Below are 20,984 nucleotides of genomic sequence, written 5' to 3' on the forward strand. Positions count from 1 at the left end.
CCCTCCACCGCCGGGTGCGGACGGGACGCCGGCGCCCGGGGTTCCGTCCGCGAGACGAGGTGACTTTCCGATGGCACAGACGGATCGGCGGCAGTACTCGGACGACACCCAGGACCTGGCCGGCGGACTGGTGGTGTTCGCCGCCGTGATGCTGGTCGTCTCCGGCGTGCTGGACCTGCTGCGCGGCATCATGGGCATCGCCGAGGACGACGTCTTCCTCACCACCCCCGACTACACCTTCCAGTGGGACACCACCGGCTGGGGCTGGGCCCACCTGATCCTGGGGGCCGTGAGTATCGCGGTGGCCCTCGGGCTGTTCCGGGGCGCGCTGTGGGCGCGGGTCGCGGGAGTGGTGATGGCCGCGGTCCTGCTGGTGGCGAACTTCCTGTCGCTGCCGTACTACCCGATCTGGTCGATCGTGCTGATCGCCCTGTGCGCCCTGGTGATCTGGGCGCTGTCGGTGTACCGGCGCGGTCCTGTGTGACGGGCGGGTCGGCGGCACGGGTCCGGCAGGGCCCGTGAGCTCCAGGGGAGTCCCCGCGTCCCGTGTCAGTCGCGCAGCAGCCCGTCCAGGGCCGCCGCCGCGTCGGAGGCCGCGGCGGCGAACGGCTCGATGACCAGATCGACCCCCTCGGCGCGCAGGTGCTCGGCGTCGCGCCGGTTGTGGGCGGTGACGGCCGTGACGCCCCGGTACCCGTGGTGGCGCAGCCCGTGCAGCAGTGCCCGGTTGGTGTCCGCCACCGGGATGGCGGACACCACGCAGCGGGCCCGGGCCAGCGGCAGGGACTCCAGGAAGTGGACGTCCTCGGCGCTGCCGAAGACGGCGGTCACTCCCGCCCGGTCGTTGCGCGCCACCCGGTGCGGGTCGTAGTCCACCGCCAGGACCCGGTGCCCGGCCCGGCTGAGCCGGTCCGCCAGCAGGCCGCCGAAGCGGCCGAGACCGTAGAGGACGACGTCGGCGTCGTGGTGGGCGTCGGCGAGGTCGGCGTGGCGGGCCCCGGTCCGCTCGAACCTGCCCAGCCACCGCTCCAGGCGCCCGTAGATCTGGTGGGAGTAGAGGATCAGGTAGGTGGAGGCGCCGATGGTGACCAGGCCGACGACGGTGATCAGGCTGACGGTGGCGCCGGTGATGTGTCCGAGGCTGTAGCCGAGGGCGGCGAGGATGAGGGAGAACTCCGAGATCTGGGCGACCGTCAGCCCCGCCAGGAACCCCACCCGGACCGGGTAGCGCATGGCGGCCATGATCACGACGACGATCAGCGGGTTGCCGACGAGCACGAAGACCGAGAACACCAGCGCCTCGGCGATCTGCGTGCCCGCGTCCGTGAACTCCAGCCGCGCGCCCAGCTCCAGGAAGAAGAAGAGCAGCAGGAAGTCGCGCAGGCTGACCAGCCGGGCCCCCATGGCGTCCCGGTAGGGGGTGCCCGCCAGGGAGACCCCGGCCAGGAACGCCCCGACCTCGGAACTGAAGCCGAGCCACTCGCTCAGCGCGGCCACCGACACCGCGTAGGCCACCCCGAAGAGCAGCAGCAGCTCCTGGGAGCGGGCGACCCGGTGCAGCAGGCCGGGCAGGACGTAGCGGGTCAGCGCGGCGACGCCGGCCAGCAGACCCAGGCCCTTGGCGAAGACCAGGGCGATCTCCGCGGCCATGCCGCCCCCGCTGCCGCCGGTCCGCTGCCCGAACGCGGTCAGCGCGATCATGACCAGCACCACGACGATGTCCTGCACGATCAGGAACCCCACCGCGATGCGGCCGTGGAGCTGCTCCAGCTCGCGCTTGTCGGACAGCAGCTTCACGATGATGATCGTGGACGAGAAGGTGAGCGCGACCGCGACGTAGAGCGCCGTCACCGCGTCCATGCCCAGCGCGAGCGCGATCAGGAAGCCGATCACCGAGGTGAACAGGACCTGGCCGAGCCCGGTGGCCAGCGCGATGGGCCCGGTGGTGCGGACCAGGTGCAGGTCGAGCCGGAGCCCCACCAGGAACAGCAGCACCGCGATGCCCAGCCGGGCCAGCAGCTCGACGGTGCCCTCGGCCTCCACCCAGCCGGTTCCGGCGGGGCCGACCAGGATGCCGACGCCGATGAAGGCGACGATCAGCGGCTGCTTCAGCAGTGTCGCCAGCAGGCCCACGGCGGCGGAGATCGCGAGGACCGCGGCGACGAGGGGGAAGTCGTACGGATCCATGGCCCGGTCCGATCACTGGTTCGTTCGCTGCGGGGATGCGGTCATCGCCCCGGTCCCGGCCCTGGTCCCGGTCCCGGGACGACCAGCACGTCGCACGGCGCCTCGGACACCACGTGCTGGGCGACGCTGCCGAGGACGGCGTAGCCGACCGCCGAGCGCGTGCCCGTCCCGACCACGGCCAGATCGGCCCCCTCGCTTCCGGCGAGGCGGGGTACGGCGTCCTGCGGGCGCCCCGGAGCGACCAGGACGCGCGCCGGGCGCGGCGCCAGGTCCGCCGCGATCCGTTCGGCGGCCGGGCGGGCCTGCTCGGTGCGGGTGCGCCGCAACCGCTCCAGCTCCCCCTCCGGCACGCCCCGCATGCGCAGCAGGTGCTCGCCGGGGACGGTGACGCAGTGGACCAGCAGGCGCTCCGCCCCGGGGGTCAGCCCCGTCCCGGTACGGGCCGCGGCCAGGGAGGCGGTGGACTCGTCGACGGCGAGCAGGACCTTCCGGTACGCGCCGCCGGGCGGCCGTCTGACGACCAGCGCCGGCACCTCGCCGGTGCGCACCAGGCTCCCGGCGACGCCGCCCAGCCCGGTGCCGCCGGGCCGGTGCCGGCCGCGGGCCCCCAGCACCAGCAGATCGGCGCCCTCTCCGCCCGCCTCGTCCGGTACGACGGCGGCGACCCTGCCGGTGCGCACCGTCCCCCGGGCCGCCGGGACCTCGCGGGCATGCCGGCGCAGGTGGGAGCGGAGCCGCAGCCGGGCGAACTCCACCAGTTCCGGGGCCACGTGCGGCGGTGCGACGTACAGCACCAGCAGCCGCGCGCCGTACCGCGCGGCGAGCCGGGCCGCGCGGCCGACGGCTTCGCCGGCCGGTTCGGAGAGGTCGGTGACCGCCAGCACGCACCGGGGCGGCACTGAGTACACGGGTATCACCACCCCCGGTCGACCGACTCCCATGCCAGATTAGTCTCTTTTGTCGCCACGATGCCTCTCGAACGCACCCTCGGAGCACCCCGGCGCACCCTCCCGCCCGGCGTGCGCTCCGGCAGGTTTCACCGTCCTCCCCCACGGACACCCGCCCGGTCGAACCGAACGGAATGCGAAGTATGGGCGGGATCAACCGCATGTGACGCGCGCCGTCACGGCGCTCCCGCCGGCCGTGCGCGCCGCGCCACGCCGCGCCGTAAGGAGGCAGCGATGAAAGCCGTCGTCTACAAGGAACCGTTCAACGTCGACGTCGAGGAGGTCGCCGACCCCCGGATCCAGGACCCCACGGACGTGGTCGTCAAGGTCACCACATCCGCCATCTGCGGCTCCGACCTGCACATGTACGAGGGCCGCACCGGCGCGGAGCCGGGCATCGTGTTCGGCCACGAGAACATGGGGGTCGTGGAGGAGGCCGGCTCCGGCGTCGCCTCGGTGAAGAAGGGCGACCGGGTCGTCATGCCGTTCAACGTGGCATGCGGCTTCTGCAAGAACTGCCTGGCGGGGCGGACGGGCTTCTGCCTGACCGTCAACCCGGGCTTCGCGGGCGGCGCCTACGGCTACGTGTCGATGGGCCCCTACACGGGCGGGCAGGCGCAGTACCTGCGGGTGCCGTTCGCGGACTTCAACTGCCTGCAACTGCCCAAGGGCACCGAGCACGAGGACGACTTCGCCCTGCTCGCCGACATCTTCCCCACCGGCTACCACGCCACCGAGCTGGCACAGGTCTCCCCCGGGGAGACGGTGTGCGTGTTCGGCGCCGGACCGGTCGGCCTGATGGCGGCCTACTCCGCGGTGCTGCGCGGCGCCTCCCGCGTCTTCGTCGTCGACAAGCAGCCGGACCGGCTCCGCCTCGCGGGCCGGATCGGCGCGATCCCGATCGACTACAGCAAGGGCGACGCCGCCGAGCAGATCAAGGAGCAGACCAACGGGGAGGGCACCGACAAGGGCATCGACGCCGTCGGCTACCAGGCCACGGTCGCCGAGGGCGAGGAGCAGCCGGCGATAGTGCTCAACACCCTGGTCGAGGCGGTGCGCCCCACCGGGATGCTCGGAGTGGTCGGGCTCTACGTGCCGGCCGACCCCGGCGGGCCCAGCGAGAGCGCCAAGAAGGGCGAACTGCTCTTCCGGATCGGCAAGTTCTTCGAGAAGGGGCTGCGGATGGGGACCGGCCAGGCGAACGTCAAGTCGTACAACCGCCAGCTGCGCGACATGATCATCGCCGGCCGCGCCACCCCCAGCTTCGTGGTCTCCCACCGGGTCCCGCTGGAGGAGGCGCCGGAGGCCTACCAGCACTTCGACAAGCGCGACGAGGGCTGGACGAAGGTGCTCCTCAAGCCCGAGATGGGCAACGGGCACAAGAAGCAGAAGGTGTCGGCGTAGCGCGCAGGACGGCGCGGCGCGCGTGCGGTGAGGCGGTCCGGGTGCGGGCCGCCCCACCGCCGCGCCTCCGTACCGTCTGCCTCCGTACCGTCTGCCGCCTGCCGGGAAACCGCAGGCCGGCGACGAGTCCTGACGCGGGGTCTTGACGGCCCCTCCCCCTGCCCATACCGTCTCGCCCGCTCCTTGAAACGAATCAATTGAAACGTATCAAGAGAGCGTCGGCAACATATCGACACGGCCCTCCCGATCCACACGGGTCCGGCCGAGGGCGGGAAGGACCGCGCGATGAGACGACCCCCTGGACGAACCCGGCCCCCATGGCGGCACCCGGCGGCCGGGGCGGGGCGGCGTACGTCCGTCCTGCTGGCCGCCGTACTGCTCGCCACCGGCGCCCCGGCCGCCCAGGCCGGCGCCCCCTCCGGCGAGGCACCCGGCAGCGGCCACGGCGGCGGCCACGACGGCCATGGCAAGGGACGGGCGGTCCAGCTCGAGAAGCTCGACCGCGGCCTCGTCGCCGTCGCCACCGGCGAGGGCGTCTTCCTGAGCTGGCGGCTGCTCGGCACCGAGACCACCGGCTCCACCGCCACCGGCATGGCCGGCCCGGACTTCCGCGTCTACCGGGACGGCGAGCCCGTGGCGACCGTCACCGACAGCACCAACCACCTCGACCGCGGCGCCCCGCCCGGCTCCGGGTACCGCGTCGTCCCCGTCGTCGACGGCCGCGAGGTCCGCGACAGGGGCCGCGGCCAGGCGGTCACGCCGTGGTCGCGGTCCTACACCGAACTGCCGCTGCGCAGGCCCGCCGGCGGCGTCACCCCCGCCGGGGAGAGCTACACCTACTCCGCCAACGACATGAGCGTCGGCGACGTGGACGGCGACGGGAGCTACGAGTACGTCGTCAAGTGGGATCCGTCCAACTCCAAGGACGTCTCCCAGAAGGGCTACACCGGCAACGTCCTGATCGACACCTACCGCTTCGACGGCACCCTCCTGCACCGCCTCGACCTGGGTGTCAACATCCGCGCGGGCGCCCACTACACCCAGTTCCCCGTCTACGACTTCGACGGCGACGGGCGCGCGGAGATGATGGTCAAGACCGCGCCCGGTACGAAGAGCATCCGCTACGACCGGCACGGCCGCGTCGTCTCCGAGCGGTACGTCACCATGCCTCGCGAGGACGTCCGCGCCGGCCACTCCCACCGCGACGACCACCGGATGAGCGCCGCGGACTACCGCGAGCACCTCGTGGAGACGTTCCTGGGCTGGCACGAGCACCCCGAGGTGACCGCCGGACGGTGGCCCGCCACCCTGGAGGCGGCCTTCGGCATCGAGCCGCGCCACGACTACCCGCTCTCCCGCGCCGCCGCCGAGGACCTGGCCGACCACTTCACCGACGTCTACGCCCCCTCCCGCAGCTCCCGCAACGACCTGCGCGCCTTCGAGGGCTTCGTCCTCACCGGCCCCGAGTACCTGACGGTGTTCGACGGCGCCACCGGACGCGAGCTCCAGACCGTCCGCTACGAGCCCGGACGGCACGACGACGGCCTGATGTGGGGCGACTACGCCATGAGCCGCATCGAGCCGGGCAACCGCGTCGACCGCTTCCTGGCGGGCGTGGCCTACCTCGACGGCAGGCGCCCCTCGGCCGTCTTCGCCCGCGGCTACTACACGCGCGCCACCGTGGCCGCCTACCGCTGGGACGGCAAGCGGCTGAAGCGCCAGTGGCTTGCCGACAGCGGCTGGACGCCCATGTCCAACCCCTTCGACGACTCCCCGCACGGCGTGGACGGCACCGACCCCGAGTACGGCGCCCTCACCACCCAGGGCTTCCACTCCCTGAGCGCGGCGGACGTGGACGGCGACGGCCGCCAGGAGATCGTCTACGGGGCGGCCACCCTCGACGACGACGGCTCCCTCCTCCACAGCTCCTTCGCCGAGGGACCGCCCGGGAGCGCCGTGCCCGGGCGGAGCGTGCGGCTCGGCCACGGCGACGCCATGCACGTCGCCGACATCGACCCGGACCGGCCCGGCCTGGAGATCCACACCGTCCACGAGGGCGGGCGCCGGGCCCCCTACGGGCACGCGCTGCGCGACGCCGCCACCGGCGAGGTGCTGTACGGCACCTACACCGGCGTGGACACCGGTCGCGGCATGGTGGGCGACATCGACCCGGACCGGCCGGGCCTGGAGACCTGGGGCTCGCACGGCGTCGGACTGTGGAGCGCGGACGGCGAGCGGATCGCGGACTCCACCCCGGGCACCAACATGAGCATCCGCTGGGCCGCCGACATGACCACGCAGATCGTGGACGGCTCGGGCGAGAACACCCCGGTGATCAGGGACTGGCGGCGCGGCACACTGCTGACCGCCGAGGGCGCCCGCACCAACAACGGCACCAAGGGCAACCCCTCGCTGGTGGCCGACGTCCTCGGCGACTGGCGCGAGGAACTGCTGGTGCGCACCGCCGACAGCTCGGCGATACGGATCTACACCAGCACCGAGGTGACCGACCGCAAGCTGTACACGCTGATGCACGACCCGCAGTACCGGGTCGAGGTGGCGCGGCAGCAGACGACGTACAACCAGCCCGCGTACCCGTCCTTCCACCTGGGCTCGGGCACCGACTGGTCGCGGGTTCCCGTGCCCGGCGCGCGCGTGCCCGGCCGCCGGTAGGACCCTGCCACCGGCGGGCCCCGGCCGCTCGTCGGCGCCGGGGCCCGCCGCTCAGCCGTGCCAGACGCCGCCCACGGCCCGCGCGTGGGCGGCGGCCTGCGCACGTCCCGCACGTGCGCAGGCCGCCCGGCGGGAGACGTCCAGGGGGTTGCGGCCGAGCTCCCGGCGGGCGGCTGCGTCCGGGACGATCAGCGCGACCTCCGCCCCCTCCGCCCGCAGCCGGGCGGCGAGCCGCTCGGCCCGGGGGCCCGGCCCGAACGCCCTGGGCAGCGGGGCGAGCACCACCACCCGCCGGTGGCCGCGCGCCAGATCGGCGTTGGTCGTCGACCGCACGCCGCCGTCGATCCACCACCGCCCGCACAGGGCCACCGGCGGCCACAGGCCCGGCATCGCGCAGCTCGCGGCGACCGCCCGGAGCAGCTCGGCGCCGCTGCCGGAGTGGAAGGTGCCCAGCTCACCGGTGTGCGCGTCCACGGCGGTCACGCGCAGCGCGTTCGGCCACTCCCGTACCGGCAGCAGGGCGGCCATGGCCTCCAGCACCTCCTCCCCGGAGGAGGTGCGCGCCCCCAGCGCCATCCGCCCCAGCCGCCGCGCCACCGCCTCGGGGGTGCGCCGGCCCAGTTGCGCGCGCAGGAAGCCCAGCGCCGCGCCGGGAGTGATCCGCGCCTCGGGACCGGCCGCCGCCGGAGCGGCCGCCTCCGGTCCGGCCGCCTCCGGTCCGGCCGCCTCCGGTCCGGCCGCCTCCGACTGCCGCCGGTGGAGCTCCTCCGGATGCTCCCCGGCCGCCAGCCGGGCGCCGACCACCGCTCCCGCCGAGGTGCCGATCACCGTGTCGGCTCCGGCGAGGTCCACGCCGGCGGCGGCCAGCCCGGCCAGCACCCCCACCTGCCACGCTCCGCCCGCGTGCCCTCCGCTGCCCAGTACGAGCGCTCTGTCCGCCACGGCGCCGGCCTCCTCCCTCGTCGGCCGTGTCCGCCTACCCGCCGCCGCCTGCCGGAAGCAACCGCACAGGTGGCATACGCTCGCACGGTCGATCGATCCCACGAGGCTGGAGACACCATGGCCGCGACGCCGACCAAGCTCACCAACTGGGCCGGGAACGTCGAGTTCGCCGCCCGGGCCCTGCACCGCCCGGCGACGACGGACCGGCTGCGCGAGATCGTCGCGGCGTCCGACCGCGTACGGGTGCTGGGCTCGGGCCACTCCTTCAACCGGATCGCCGACACGGACGGCGATCTGATCACCCTCGACGACCTGCCCCGCGCCGTCGAGGCGGACCCGGCCTCCGGCACCGTCCGCGTCACCGGCGCGGTCCGGTTCGGCGAGCTGTGCCCGGTGCTGCGGCGGCACGGGCTCGCCCTGCCGAACCTCCCGTCCACCCCGCACTTCACCCTCGCCGGGGCGTACGCCACCGGCACCCACGGCTCGGGGCACACCGGCGGCACACTGGCCGCCGCCGTACGGTCGGTGGAGCTGGTCACGGCGGACGGCTCGCAGGTCACCGTCTCGCGCGGCGAGGCCGGCTTCGAGGGGGCCGTGGTCTCGCTCGGCGCCCTGGGCGCGGTCACCGCCCTGACCGTGGAGGCGTGCCCGGCCTTCGAGGTGGAGCAGTACGTCCACGAGGGGCTGCCCTGGGAGGTGCTGACACAGCGCCCGGAGGAGGTGTTCGGCGCCGCGTACAGCGTCAGCGTCTTCACCGACTGGACCGGCCCGGCGCGGGTGTGGGCCAAGCGCCGCGCCGGTGATCCGCTGCCCGGCCTCGCCTGGACCGGCGCCCGCCCCGCCGACGGCCCCCGCCACCCGATCGAGGGAATGCCGACGGAGAACGCCACCGAGCAGCAGGGGGTGCCCGGGCCGTGGGACGAGCGGCTGCCGCACTTCCGCTCCGGGTTCATGCCCAGCGCCGGGGACGAGCTCCAGTCGGAGTACTTCGTGCCGGCCGGCCGCGCGGGCGAGGCCTTCGCCGCGCTGCGGGAGCTCGGGCCGCTGCTCGCCCCCGTGCTGCAGGTCTCCGAGATACGCACCGTGGCCGCCGATCCGCAGTGGCTCAGCCCCGCCCACGGCCGCGACAGCGTCGCCCTCCACTTCACCTGGACGTCCGACGCGGCCGCCGTCGCCCCCGTGCTGCTCCGCGTCGAGGAGGCGCTCGCGCCCTTCGACGCGCGCCCCCACTGGGGGAAGCTGTCGTCCACGGGGGTGGATGCGCCGAGCGCCTCGTACCCGCGCTGGGAGGACTTCCGGGCACTGCTGGACCGCTTCGACCCGGCGGGCGTGTTCCGCAACGAGCTGATCGACCGCTGGTTCCCCCGCGGCCGGTAGCCGACGGCCGGTCAGCGGACGGCCGGTCAGCGGACGGGCGGACGGCGGACGGGCGGACGGGCGGACGGCGGGGAAAGGCGCCCGGGAAAGGCGGCGGCCGGAAGGCAGGTGTTCCCCGTTCCCGGGATCGGACGGGTTTGGCCCCGGCGTGCGGGCGGATCACTTCCCCCAAAACGGGCCAGTTGTGCCGGGATCATTCCCTCAGCGCCCTCCAGTCGCTACCTTCCCTTCCACCACGTCCGTAACCCGGACAGGCAATCCCCCACGTCGAACAGCCCGTCCCAGCTGTCCGCACCGGAAGGATCCTCCCGTGCACGCACCTCTCTCCAGAGGCAGGAAGCGCAGAATCATCGCGGCCACCGCCGCCGCGTCCCTCGCCACCCCCCTGATGCTCGCCGCGACCGCCACCTCCGCCGTGGCCAAGCCCGACCCCGGCAAGCAGGGCGAGCGGCTGGCGAGGCAGCTGGTCAAGAAGGCCGACGCGGACGGCGCCATGAGGCACCTGCGGGCGTTCCAGGCGATCGCCGACGCCAAGGACGACAACCGCGCCGCCGGCTCCGCCGGCTACGACTGGTCCGCGAAGTACGCCGGCACCCTGCTCAAGCTCGCCGGGTACGAGGTCACCTACCAGAACTTCGACTTCGTCTACCGCGAGACGCTCGCGGAGAAGCTGTCCGTCCTGAGCCCCACTCAGCGCGATGTCCCCATCAAGCTGATGACGTACACCGCGAGCACCCCCGAGGGCGGCGTCGAGGCAGCTCTCGCGGCCGTGCCCGTGGACGCCGACGGCACCACCGGCTGCGAGGCCGACGACTTCGCCGCCGGCGACTTCACCGGCAAGATCGCCCTGATCCAGCGCGGCGGCTGCACCTTCGCCGCCAAGCAGGCGAACGCCGCCGACGCCGGCGCGGTCGGCGCGATCATCTACAACAACACCGACGGGGACCTCAACGGCACCCTCGGCGAGGCCTCCGCCGGCCGCATCCCCACCGGCGGCATCACCCAGGAGGCCGGCGAGGCACTGGCGGCCGACGTCGCCCGGGGCACCGTCACCGTCAACATGGAGATCCGCGAGTTCCACGAGACCCGCTCCACGCCCAACGTCATCGCCGAGACCCGCGGCGGCGACGAGGACAACGTGGTGATGTTCGGCGCCCACCTGGACTCCGTCGCCGACGGCCCGGGCATCAACGACAACGCCTCCGGCTCCGCCGGCATCCTGGAGACCGCCCTCGAGTTCGCCAAGACCAACCGCAAGGGCAAGCACGCCAACAAGGTGCGCTTCGCTCTGTGGTCCGCCGAGGAGGTGGGTCTGCAGGGCTCCGAGCACTACGTGACCAGCCTGCCCGAGGCCGAGCGCGAGAAGATCGCCCTCTACCTCAACTTCGACATGATCGCCTCGCCGAACTACGGCCTGTTCGTCTACGACGGCGACGACTCCGACGGCGTCGGCGCCGGCCCGGGCCCCGAGGGCTCGGCGCAGCTCGAGCACGCGATCAACACCTTCATGCGCTCGCAGGGCCAGGAGCCGCGCGGCACCGACTTCACCGGCCGCTCCGACTACGGTCCGTTCATCGAGGCCGGCATCCCCTCCGGCGGCACCTTCACCGGCGCCGAGGGCATCAAGAGCGAGGAGGAGGCCGCCCTGTGGGGCGGCGAGGCCGGTATCGCGTACGACAAGTGCTACCACCAGGCGTGCGACGACATGGGCAACGTCAGCAAGAAGGCGCTCGGCGTCAACGTCGACGTGATCGCCAACGCCGTCGGCACCTACGCCTGGGACACCTCCTCGCTGACCGAGGACGTGCCCTTCGAGCCCACCAAGGGCACCGCGGGCAGCGGTGGCGGTCTGCACGACCACGACCACGGCCTGACCTCCTGAGGCACTGACGGCCCGACGTCCCACGGACGTACCGGCCGTGACGGCACCCCACCGCGGGCGCCGGGGCACACGCCCCGGCGCCCGCGGCGCTTCGCGCGCCGCGGGCGCGGCGGCGCGCCGGCCCGTGACCACTCGCCCCCCGAGGCCGGGACACGCCCCGACCCTCCGCCGGAAGGCTGTGTCCCCCGCCGCCGGGCCGGTAGGCTTTCCGTGTGATCTTCAAGCGAATCGGAAACGGGCGTCCTTACCCCGACCACGGCCGGGAGAGCACCCGCCAGTGGGCGGATGTAGCCCCACGCCCGGTACGTCTTGACCAGCTCGTCACCACCAAGGGACAGCTCGACCTGGAGACCCTGCTCGCCGAGGACTCCACCTTCTACGGCGATCTGTTCGCGCACGTCGTGAAGTGGAACGGGGACCTCTATCTGGAGGACGGCCTCCACCGCGCCGTGCGCGCCGCCCTCCAGCAGCGGCAGGTGCTGCACGCCCGGGTGCTCGAACTCGACTGACGCCCGCCCGCACCCGCTGACGCCCACTGCCACCCGCTGCGCCCGCTGACGTCCCGGGCCCGCCGTGCGGGACGCGTTGGCCCTTTCGGGGCCGACCACGGTGCGCGCATTGATCGTTTAGTAGGCATTACGCCGTCTCCGCACTACGCTGCGCCCATGAGCATGCTCACTCCCCCCGGCATGGGCGGCAAGTACCGCATCACGGGTGACAGCTACCCGCGGATGCGGCGCCCGCGCAGGCGCCGCAGGATCGTCGCCGCCTCGGTCGCGGCGACCGCCGCCCTCGGTGTGCTCTCCTGGGGGACGGTGCAGCTCCTCGACGCCTTCACCGGCGGCGACACCATGGTGCGGGCGGCCGGCGACGGCGGCGAATGCGAGCCGGCCGGCGACGGCGGGAACGACCGGGACGGCGCGAAGGGCGGCGCGAGCGCCGCCGCGGCGCGCTCCGCCGAGAACTCCGGCGCCTCGCCCGGCGCCCTGCCGAAGCCGTCCGCCATCACCGTCAACGTCTACAACGCCACCACCCGCAGCGGCCTGGCCAGGAAGACGGCGGACGCGCTGGAGAAGCGCGGCTTCACCATCGGCGAGGTGGCCAACGCCCCGGCCTCCCTCGACAAGAAGGTGAAGAAGGCCGGGTTGCTGATGGGCCCGCCCGCCGCCTACCGGAACGGCGCGTTCGACGTCCTGCTCACCCAGCTTCCCGGGGCGGAGGTCAGGGCGGTCGAGCGCAAGACCTCCGGGGACGCCGGGAAGGCCGGGAGCGGGGACGGGAAGAAGGCCTCCGGAAAGAACGCCGCGGAGAGGGAGATCGACCTGGTGATCGGCAAGGCGTTCAAGGCCCTGGCCGGGGAGAAGGACGTGCGCAAGGCCATGGCGGCCCTCGCCTCCCCCTCACCCTCGCCCTCTCCCTCCGCCTGCCGGTAGGCCCTCCGGCGGGCGGGTACCGCTGCCGTCCCGGAAGTCGCGGGTACGGCGGCCGTCCCGGCGGCCGGGGTCAGCCGGCCGTCCCGTACATGCGGTCGCCCGCGTCGCCCAGGCCCGGGACGATGTAGCCGTCCTCGTTGAGCCGCTCGTCGACCGAGGCGGTCACCACCGTCACCGGCGTGCCCGCCAGCTCGCGCTCCATCAGCTCCACACCCTCGGGCGCCGCCAGCAGGCAGAGCGCCGTGACGTCGTCGGCGCCGCGCCGGATCAGCTCCCGGATCGCCGCGACCAGCGTGCCGCCGGTCGCCAGCATCGGGTCCAGGACGTACACCTGGCGACCGGAGAGGTCGTCGGGCATCCGGGTGGCGTACGTGGACGCCTGGAGGGTGCGCTCGTCGCGGATCATGCCCAGGAAGCCCACCTCGGCGGTCGGCAGCAGCCGCACCATCCCGTCGAGCATCCCCAGGCCGGCCCGCAGGATCGGCACCACCAGGGGGCGCGGGTGGGACAGCCGCACGCCCGTGGTGGCCGTCACCGGGGTCCTGATGTCGACCGTCTCGGTGCGCACGTCCCGGGTGGCCTCGTAGGCGAGCAGGGTCACCAGCTCGTCGGCGAGGCGCCGGAAGGTCGGGGAGTCGGTGCGCTCGTCGCGCAGCGTGGTGAGTTTGTGCGCCACCAGCGGGTGGTCGACGACGTGAATCCGCATGCCATCGACAGTAGCCGAGCCGCTTTCCCGGCTCGCACTGGCGTACAGGCGCCTTTTCGGGGGACAGTGAACAGGTACGACCGGAGGTGGGCCGTATGACCGGACCGAGGCAGCAGCACGACGACACCCCCGACGACCGTCGGGGGCTCATACGCGAGGACCAGCGAGGCCAGGGCCAGGACCAGCGGGGCCAGGACCAGCGGGGCCAGGGCGGGCGGGACCGCCGGGGGCCCGGGGAGCGCCGTACGGGCACCCGGGCCGCCGGTGGCTCCGCGGCCCAGGCGGCCCAGGCGGCCCCGGACAGCGACGCGGAGCGCCGCCGCCGCCGGGCGGTCTTCCTGCGCGAGCTGAACGAGGCCAAGGCCCTGCGCGAACGGGTGCAGCCGCGCCGCGCCCGCGCCGCGCGCATGCGCCAGGCGATGCGAATGAGGACATTTCGCTGGTAATCCGGCGCAACACCCACGCGACGCACGGTCGAAGACCTCTCGCTCGGCGCCGGTTTCTGCCACGATTCCGATTGGGCGGGGCGCGGTCCCGTCAGCACTCGGGCACCTGATACCAGTGGGAGAGTCACGGTGTACTTCGCCGCACTGCTCGCGCGCACCGAAGACGGCTGGGAAGCGAGCGACACGGAACTCGACGAGGTCGAGACCCTGGCCGATCTCGCCGACCTGGCCCGGGAGGCCGCCGAGGACGATGAGCCGGTCCTGGTCTGCATCGAACAGGAGGGCGTCTGGTTCGGCGTCGTCCGGGTGGAGGGCGAGGAGGATCCCCGCATCTTCGTCTCGGACGCGGCCGCGGCCGCGCGCAGCTCCTACGGGGAGATCCTGCTCACCGACGAACTCCTCGGCCGCGAACCGGGCCGCGAGGAGGACCTCGACCTCCTCGTGGACCTCGACGGCACGGAGGACGGCGAGCCGCCGAGCGACACGGAGGACGAGGAGGACGAGGGGGGCGCGTCCGCACAGGCCGCCGGCGCCGCTCCGGCGGGGCCGGTCGGCGACGTCGGGCTGCTGGCCGACTTCGGCATGGACGGCACGGCGCTGCTCTCGCTGACCTCCGAGGACGCGCTGACCGAGATCGCCGACGCGCTCGGCTGCACGGACATGCTGGAGGCCGTCAGGTAGCCGGCGACCGCACCTCCCTCCACCCTCGTACGGCCCACACCTCCTGTCGGCCCCGCGTGGCCCGTGCACCTCGTGCGCCCCATGTGTCCCGCTCCGGTCCCGCCGCCGTGCCCGCCCGCCGTACGCGGGGCCGGGGCGGGCGGGGACACTGGGCGCATGAGCGTTCCGCCGGACCCGCAGGCCCCTCGCCCGGATTCCCCGGAGCCCCCGGGCTCCCCGGGCCCCGGGCCCTCCCCGGACGAGACCGCCGACCCGCTGCGGGACCCGTGGCGGGCGGCGATGCGCCGTGCCCTGGCCGAGGCCGTACGGGCTCCCGGGACCGGCGACGTGCCCGTCGGCGCGGTCGTCCTGGGCCCGGACGGCACGGCCCTGGGGCTCGGCCGCAACGAGCGCGAGGCGACCGGCGACCCCACGGCGCACGCGGAGGTCGTGGCGATCCGCGAGGCCGCCCGGGCGGTCGGCGAGTGGCGGCTGTCGGGCTGCACCCTGGTGGTGACGCTGGAGCCGTGCACGATGTGCGCGGGTGCGATCGTGCTGTCCCGGCTGGAGAGGGTCGTCTACGGAGCGGTGGACGAGAAGGCGGGCGCGGCGGGTTCCCTGTGGGACGTCGTACGCGACCGCCGGCTCAACCACCGGCCCGAGGTGGTCTCCGGGGTGTTGGCGCGGGAGTGCGGGGCCCTGCTCACCGACTTCTTCCGCGCGCCCTCCCGTACGCCCTCCCGCGCCCCTTCCCGGACGGCTCCCGGCCCGCCGCGGGAGGCCGGGGAGGACCGGAGGGGAACTTCCCCCGGAACCGATTTCGGCACACGCCCGACCATGGGCTAGGCTCTCTCCCGGTAGCGTGTCCGAGCGGCCGAAGGAGCTCGCCTCGAAAGCGAGTGTGGGGGCAACTCCACCGTGGGTTCAAATCCCACCGCTACCGCGGCAGTCGAAGGGCCTCCTCTCCGAGGGGGCCCTTCGCCGTGCTCCGCCGCCCTCGGCTCCGGCCCGGCGCCGGGCCGCGCGAACCCTGGGAGCGCCGGTCGCCGCCGGTTAGACTCTCGCAACCGCCCGGGCGGTCCTGTGTTCGGGGACACCCGGGATGTTCGGGGGTGTTCGGGGATGTCCGGGGATGTTCGGGGAGAGGCAAGCGCCGTGAACGTGAAGAAGGTCGTGCTCTACGTACTCCTCGTCTTCATCCTGTACTCGATCATCGCCTCCCCCGACCGCTCCACCGAACTCGTCGGCATCGGCTTCGAGGCCATATCCAGCGCCGCGAAGAGCGTCGGGGCCTTCATGTCCGAACTGGTGAACTGAACGGGTCGCCCGTACGAGCCCGTCCGCACGAGCACCGCCCCGCCGTCCCGCGGCCGCCCCCCGGACGGCCGTCCGCCGTGCGCGCACCGCAACAACACGAAGTTATGCGGTGCTTGCCCATGGTGCATATACCTTGTGATGCTATGACCGCTTTTGCCGGATGCAACAACCGCGAAGGGGTTGGACGAACGGTGGCGGCCACGCAGACCCTTCCCCGGACCCCCACGGGGGCAGCCCCCAGCCGTCGGAGCGCGGAGACCCGCGCCCTGACCCAGGTGCTCTTCGAGCGGCTCTCCGGCCTGGAGGCGGGCTCCTCCGAGCACGAACGGGTGCGCGGGGCCCTCATCGAGGCCAACCTTCCCCTCGTCCGCTACGTCGCCGCCCGCTTCCGCAGCCGCAACGAGCCGATGGAGGACGTCGTCCAGGTCGGCACCATCGGCCTGATCAACGCGATCGACCGCTTCGACCCCGGCCGGGGGGTGCAGTTCCCCACCTTCGCGATGCCGACGATCATCGGCGAGATCCGGCGCTACTTCCGCGACAACGTCCGCACCGTGCACGTGCCGCGCCGGCTGCACGAGATGTGGGTGCAGGTCAGCGGCGCGACGGAGGACCTGACCGTGCTGCACGGCCGCTCCCCCACCACCGCCGAGATCGCCGAGCGGCTGCGGATCGCCGAGGAGGACGTCCTGGCCTGCCTGGAGGCCGGGCGCGCCTACCGCGCCACGTCCCTGGAGGCCGCCCAGGAGCGCGAGGACGGCATGCCCGGGCTGATCGACCGGCTCGGCTACGAGGACCCGGCCCTGGACGGCGTGGAGCACCGCGATCTGGTGCGGCACCTACTCGTCCAGCTCCCCGAGCGGGAGCAGCGGATCCTGCTGCTGCGGTACTACCGGAACCTGACGCAGTCGCAGATCAGCGCGGAGCTGGGGGTGTCGCAGATGCACGTCTCCCGGCTGCTGTCGCGGAGCTTCGCCCGGCTCCGTGCCGCAAACTCCATCGACGCGTAACCCTTGCGGGGGACACTCGTACGGACGTATCCCCATCCCGAGCTGTGCGGTTTTATCGACAAGGGGCTACGTCGTGTTGCTGACTTGTGACATTCTGCGAGAAGTGCGTTTGCCGCGACGGCACCGCCGGTATTGACCGGGAGGTGCCTCCCTCACGCCCGAGGGTGCCGCCGCGATCCGTCCGCGACCTCAAGGGGGTGGCATGTCCGTAGAACTGGGCAGCTCGAAGGTGCTCGCCGAGCCCGACACCGAGCCCGACACCAAGGCCGACGAAGCGCCGTACGTTCCCTCAGACTGCGACGCCATCGACACCCGGACCCTCTCCCGCTCCCTGTTCCAGCGGCTCGCCGCGCTCGACGCCGACAGCCCTGAACGCGTCTACGTCCGAGACACCCTCATCGAGCTGAACCTCCCGCTCGTGCGGTACGCGGCGGCCCGCTTCCGCAGCCGCAACGAGCCGATGGAGGACATCGTCCAGGTCGGCACCATCGGCCTGATCAAGGCCATCGACCGCTTCGACTGCGAACGGGGCGTGGAGTTCCCCACGTTCGCGATGCCGACGGTCGTCGGCGAGATCAAGCGCTTCTTCCGGGACACCTCCTGGTCGGTGCGCGTCCCCCGGCGTCTGCAGGAGCTGCGTCTGGCGCTCACCAAGGCCGGCGACGAGCTGTCGCAGAAGCTCGACCGCTCCCCGACGGTGGCCGAACTGGCCACCGCCCTCGGGGTGTCCGAGGAGGACGTGGTGGACGGGCTGGCCGTGGGCAACGCCTACACGGCCAGTTCCCTGGACTCCCCCGCCCCGGAGGAGGAGGGCGGCGAGGGCTCCCTCGCGGACCGGCTGGGGTACGAGGACAGCGCGCTGGAGGGCGTGGAGTACCGCGAGTCGCTCAAGCCGCTGCTCGCCAAACTCCCGCCGCGCGAGCGGCAGATCATCATGCTGCGCTTCTTCGCGAACATGACGCAGTCGCAGATCGGCGAGCGGGTCGGCATCTCCCAGATGCACGTCTCCCGGCTGCTGACCCGTACGCTCGCCCAGCTCAGAGAGGGCCTGATCTCGGAGGATTGACGGACCGCGCGGCGAACAGCGCGAGGAACGGCGTGTGAACGCGGACAGCCGCCGCGACGGTGTCACACCGTCGCGGCGGCTGTCCGCGTTCACGGAGCGGCACGGGTGCGGGCGGGGCCGTCCCCGCCCGGAACCGCTCAGGAGAGGGCGAACCAGACGACCGCCGCGATGACCGCGACGGCCGCGACGATCCCCACGATCAGACCGACCCTGGGGCCGGAGGACTGCGTCGCGGCGGGCGGACGCGGCCCCTCCTCGTCGACGAAGGCGCGGAACATCTGGGTGCTGCCGGCCGGGTCCTGGCCGCCTGCCGGACCCTGGGGTGCATGAGGGTTGTGAGCCATGCCTCCGGACCCTAGCGAACGGGCCCCTCACCGGTCACCCCCGGTCACACCCCCGGTCCGCCCGTGCGGTGGCCGCCGCGGGGCTCGGCGTGAGGCTCGGCGCGGGGCTCGGCGCGGGGCTCGGGGCGGGGCTTGGCGCGGAGCACACCTGTTCTTGGGGAACTGTTTGCCCCCTCACGCCCGAATTCATTTGCTTGAGGCAACCAACGAACTTATGCTTGCACCAAGCAACGATCTCCGCGGCCGTGAGGAGGACCCGGGTGACAGCACACACCCCCTACGAGGACCTGGCCCGGGAACTCGGCTCCGTCGGCACCGTCCGGCGCGAACTGGCCCGCAATCTGCCGCACGACTGCCCGCCCGGGTCGGCGGCCGTGCTGGCCCTGCTGGGACGGCACGGTGAGATGCGGATGACACGGCTCGCCGATCTGATGGGCATCGACATGTCCGTCACCAGCCGCCATGTCGCCCACGCCGTCGAGCGCGGCTGGGTCGACCGCCGGCCCGACCCCCTCGACGGCCGCGTCCGGCTGCTGCGGCTGACCGGTGACGGCGAGGGGATGCTGACCGAGATGCACCGCCGCACCAGCGAGACCCTCGCGCACCTCCTCGGCGACTGGCCGGAGGAGGACGTGGCCCGCCTCACCGAGCTGCTGACGAGGCTGCGTGCGAGCTTCGGAGACTGCGACTGCGGCTGCCGTGCCGCCCCCCGCGGCGCCCGCGCCCTCCCACCGCACCCCACGGCCGCCGCGCACGGCTGATCGTCCGCACACCCCGTACACCCGTTACAACCGCACGCCCCTGAGCACCCACGTACCGCCGAGCCCGTACCGCCGTGCCCGGGCACACAGCCGCCGGACCCCGGACCGCAGACCCACGGCGTGCCGTGACACGCCGCCCACCGCCGGAAGAGACACGGAAAGCAAGGAGCGCATGGCAACGTCCACACCCGCGGAGGCGCTGAAGGGCGAGAACGCCCGCACCTCCCCAGGCGCCGAACAGGTGCCCATGACGCACCGCCAGATCATGGAGGCGCTGTCCGGGCTGCTGCTCGGCATGTTCGTCTCCGTCCTGTCCTCGACGGTCGTCTCCAACGCCCTTCCCCGGATCATCTCGGACCTGGGCGGCGGCCAGAGCGCGTACACCTGGGTGGTCACGGCGGCGCTGCTGACCATGACCGCCTCCACCCCGCTGTGGGGCAAGCTCGCCGACCTCTACAGCAAGAAGCTGCTGGTGCAGTCGGCGCTGGTGCTCTTCGTCCTGGCCTCCGCCGGAGCCGGTCTGGCCCAGGACACCGGCACCCTGATCGCCTTCCGGGCGGTGCAGGGCCTGGGCGCGGGCGGTCTGGCCGCGCTGTCCCAGATCATCATCGCCGCGATGATCCCCCCGCGTGAGCGCGGCCGCTACAGCGGCTACCTGGGCGCGACCTTCGCCGTCGCCACCGTCGGCGGACCGCTGCTCGGCGGCGTGATCACCGACACCTCCTGGCTCGGCTGGCGCTGGTGCTTCTACGTCGGCGTGCCCTTCGCCTTCCTCGCCCTGATCGTGCTCCGCAAGACGCTGCACCTGCCCGTGGTGAAGCGGGAGAACGTGAGGGTGGACTGGCTGGGCGCCTCCCTCGTCACCGCCGCCGTCTCCCTGCTGCTGATATGGGTGACACTGGCCGGGAACAGCTACGACTGGCTGTCCTGGCAGACGTACACGATGGTCGGTGCCGCGCTCCTGCTGGTCCCGGCCTTCGTCGTCACCGAGTCGCGCGCCGCCGAGCCGATCATCCCGCTGAGGCTGTTCCGCAACCGCACGATCACGCTCACCGCGCTGGCCTCGCTCTTCGTCGGCATCGCGATGTTCGGCGCGACCGTCTTCCTCAGCCAGTACTTCCAGCTCGCCCGCGGCGAGTCGCCCACGATGTCCGGCGTGCTGACCATCCCGATGATCGGCGGGCTGTTCGTCTCCTCCACCGTCTCCGGTCTGGTCATCACCCGCACCGGCCGCTGGAAGGTGTGGCTGGTGGCCGGCGCCGTCCTGCTGACGGCCGGGCTCGGCCTGCTGGGCACGATGCGGTACGACACCCCGTACTGGCGGATCGCGGTCTTCATGGCGCTGCTGGGCACCGGCGTCGGCATGATGATGCAGAACCTCGTCCTGGCCACCCAGAACCAGGTCGCCCTCTCCGAGCTGGGCGCGGCCAGTTCCGTACTCGCCTTCTTCCGCTCCCTCGGCGGCGCGGCCGGCGTCTCGGTGCTGGGCGCGGTGCTCGCCCACCGCATCACCGACTACGTCACCGACGGCATGACGAAGCTGGGCATCCGGCCCGAGGGCGCGACCGGCGGCAGTGGCAGCGCCATCCCGGACCTGAACGCCCTCCCGGGCCCGGTCCGCACGGTCGTCGAGAGCGCGTACGGCCACGGCGTGGCCGACATCTACCTCTACGCCGCACCGATGGCGGTGATCGCGCTGCTGCTGGTGCTGCTCGTCAAGGAGGTTCCGCTGCGCACCCGGCTCGACGAGCAGACCGACGACGAGAAGAAGGGGCGGCAGCCGGCCGCGGCCACCGCCGCCGGCCCCGGCCCCTCCGCCTGACCCCCGC

General features: G+C 73.1%; 18 protein-coding genes, 1 tRNA gene and 2 pseudogenes. 16 read left to right on the top strand and 5 right to left on the bottom strand.

What is annotated here, in order from left to right; all coding sequences use genetic code 11:
• Positions 1–70 precede the first annotated feature (70 nt).
• On the top strand, positions 71–484 hold the full coding sequence (locus CUT83_RS27190) for a DUF7144 family membrane protein (protein ID WP_101258457.1): 414 nt from the start codon (positions 71–73) through the stop codon (positions 482–484).
• A gap of 65 nt (positions 485–549) precedes the next feature.
• On the opposite strand, the gene CUT83_RS27195 is transcribed toward CUT83_RS27190, so the two are convergent.
• On the bottom strand, positions 550–2,187 hold the full coding sequence (locus tag CUT83_RS27195) for a cation:proton antiporter (RefSeq protein WP_101258458.1): 1,638 nt from the start codon (positions 2,185–2,187) through the stop codon (positions 550–552).
• Between the two features lie 41 nt (positions 2,188–2,228).
• Complete coding sequence (locus CUT83_RS27200) at positions 2,229–3,128, bottom strand: universal stress protein (RefSeq protein WP_101258459.1); 900 nt, start codon at positions 3,126–3,128, stop codon at positions 2,229–2,231.
• A 240-nt stretch (positions 3,129–3,368) separates the two neighbouring features.
• On the opposite strand from CUT83_RS27200, the gene CUT83_RS27205 reads away from it, so the two are divergent.
• Together CUT83_RS27205 and CUT83_RS27210 are read left to right on the top strand one after the other, a co-directional pair.
• Positions 3,369–4,538: a glutathione-independent formaldehyde dehydrogenase gene (locus tag CUT83_RS27205; RefSeq protein ID WP_101258460.1), complete on the top strand. Its 1,170-nt coding sequence runs from the start codon at positions 3,369–3,371 to the stop codon at positions 4,536–4,538.
• Positions 4,539–4,823: 285 nt separating this feature from the next.
• Positions 4,824–7,211 carry a rhamnogalacturonan lyase gene (locus CUT83_RS27210; RefSeq protein WP_101258461.1) on the top strand — a complete coding sequence of 796 codons (2,388 nt, stop codon included), beginning with the start codon at positions 4,824–4,826 and terminating at the stop codon, positions 7,209–7,211.
• A gap of 51 nt (positions 7,212–7,262) precedes the next feature.
• Here the strand turns inward: CUT83_RS27210 and CUT83_RS27215 are convergent, their stop codons facing one another.
• Complete coding sequence (locus CUT83_RS27215) at positions 7,263–8,153, bottom strand: patatin-like phospholipase family protein (RefSeq protein WP_101258462.1); 891 nt, start codon at positions 8,151–8,153, stop codon at positions 7,263–7,265.
• Positions 8,154–8,270: 117 nt separating this feature from the next.
• On the opposite strand from CUT83_RS27215, the gene CUT83_RS27220 reads away from it, so the two are divergent.
• From CUT83_RS27220 to CUT83_RS27235, 4 genes are all read left to right on the top strand, one after another.
• Positions 8,271–9,530, top strand: a complete 1,260-nt coding sequence (locus tag CUT83_RS27220) for an FAD-binding protein (RefSeq protein ID WP_101258463.1) — start codon at positions 8,271–8,273, stop codon at positions 9,528–9,530.
• 388 nt (positions 9,531–9,918) lie between these two features.
• Positions 9,919–11,412, top strand: a complete 1,494-nt coding sequence (locus tag CUT83_RS27225) for a M28 family metallopeptidase (protein WP_173915159.1) — start codon at positions 9,919–9,921, stop codon at positions 11,410–11,412.
• A gap of 212 nt (positions 11,413–11,624) precedes the next feature.
• The gene (locus CUT83_RS27230) at positions 11,625–11,921 is read left to right on the top strand and encodes a type II toxin-antitoxin system VapB family antitoxin (RefSeq protein WP_031508611.1); all 297 of its coding nucleotides are present in this window, start codon (positions 11,625–11,627) and stop codon (positions 11,919–11,921) included.
• Between the two features lie 156 nt (positions 11,922–12,077).
• The gene (locus CUT83_RS27235; protein WP_101258464.1) at positions 12,078–12,845 is read left to right on the top strand and encodes a LytR C-terminal domain-containing protein; all 768 of its coding nucleotides are present in this window, start codon (positions 12,078–12,080) and stop codon (positions 12,843–12,845) included.
• Between the two features lie 70 nt (positions 12,846–12,915).
• Here CUT83_RS27235 and upp read toward each other — a convergent pair whose 3' ends face one another.
• Positions 12,916–13,551 carry a uracil phosphoribosyltransferase gene (upp, locus tag CUT83_RS27240; RefSeq protein WP_093851834.1) on the bottom strand — a complete coding sequence of 212 codons (636 nt, stop codon included), beginning with the start codon at positions 13,549–13,551 and terminating at the stop codon, positions 12,916–12,918.
• A gap of 95 nt (positions 13,552–13,646) precedes the next feature.
• Here upp and CUT83_RS27245 point away from each other — a divergent pair, with 95 nt between their 5' ends.
• The 7 genes and pseudogenes from CUT83_RS27245 (at position 13,647) to CUT83_RS27275 (ending at position 18,050) form a co-directional block, all read left to right on the top strand.
• Complete coding sequence (locus CUT83_RS27245; protein ID WP_101258465.1) at positions 13,647–13,997, top strand: hypothetical protein; 351 nt, start codon at positions 13,647–13,649, stop codon at positions 13,995–13,997.
• A gap of 129 nt (positions 13,998–14,126) precedes the next feature.
• Positions 14,127–14,678, top strand: coding sequence for a tRNA adenosine deaminase-associated protein (locus CUT83_RS27250; RefSeq protein ID WP_101258466.1), 552 nt, complete (start codon positions 14,127–14,129; stop codon positions 14,676–14,678).
• A 156-nt stretch (positions 14,679–14,834) separates the two neighbouring features.
• Positions 14,835–15,377, top strand: a pseudogene (gene tadA, locus CUT83_RS27255) (tRNA adenosine(34) deaminase TadA); the annotation flags it as partial.
• A gap of 136 nt (positions 15,378–15,513) precedes the next feature.
• A tRNA-Ser gene (locus CUT83_RS27260) sits at positions 15,514–15,600 on the top strand.
• A gap of 179 nt (positions 15,601–15,779) precedes the next feature.
• Positions 15,780–15,974, top strand: coding sequence for a hypothetical protein (locus CUT83_RS27265; RefSeq protein ID WP_101258468.1), 195 nt, complete (start codon positions 15,780–15,782; stop codon positions 15,972–15,974).
• Between the two features lie 143 nt (positions 15,975–16,117).
• A complete protein-coding gene (locus CUT83_RS27270; RefSeq protein ID WP_093851837.1) occupies positions 16,118–16,984 on the top strand; it encodes an RNA polymerase sigma factor SigF in 867 nt (288 codons plus the stop codon).
• A 202-nt stretch (positions 16,985–17,186) separates the two neighbouring features.
• A complete protein-coding gene (locus CUT83_RS27275; protein ID WP_101258469.1) occupies positions 17,187–18,050 on the top strand; it encodes an RNA polymerase sigma factor SigF in 864 nt (287 codons plus the stop codon).
• A gap of 137 nt (positions 18,051–18,187) precedes the next feature.
• Here the strand turns inward: CUT83_RS27275 and CUT83_RS27280 are convergent, their stop codons facing one another.
• Positions 18,188–18,394 carry a hypothetical protein gene (locus CUT83_RS27280; RefSeq protein WP_093851839.1) on the bottom strand — a complete coding sequence of 69 codons (207 nt, stop codon included), beginning with the start codon at positions 18,392–18,394 and terminating at the stop codon, positions 18,188–18,190.
• Positions 18,395–18,654: 260 nt separating this feature from the next.
• Here CUT83_RS27280 and CUT83_RS27285 point away from each other — a divergent pair, with 260 nt between their 5' ends.
• Positions 18,655–19,155 (top strand): MarR family winged helix-turn-helix transcriptional regulator, encoded by a 501-nt coding sequence (locus CUT83_RS27285; RefSeq protein WP_101258470.1) that lies wholly within the window; start codon positions 18,655–18,657, stop codon positions 19,153–19,155.
• A 247-nt stretch (positions 19,156–19,402) separates the two neighbouring features.
• Positions 19,403–20,971, top strand: a pseudogene (locus CUT83_RS27290) (MDR family MFS transporter); the annotation flags it as partial.
• Positions 20,972–20,984: the final 13 nt, after the last annotated feature.

The sequence above is a fragment of the Streptomyces barkulensis genome (assembly GCF_002843305.1).
Classification (GTDB): domain Bacteria; phylum Actinomycetota; class Actinomycetes; order Streptomycetales; family Streptomycetaceae; genus Streptomyces; species Streptomyces barkulensis.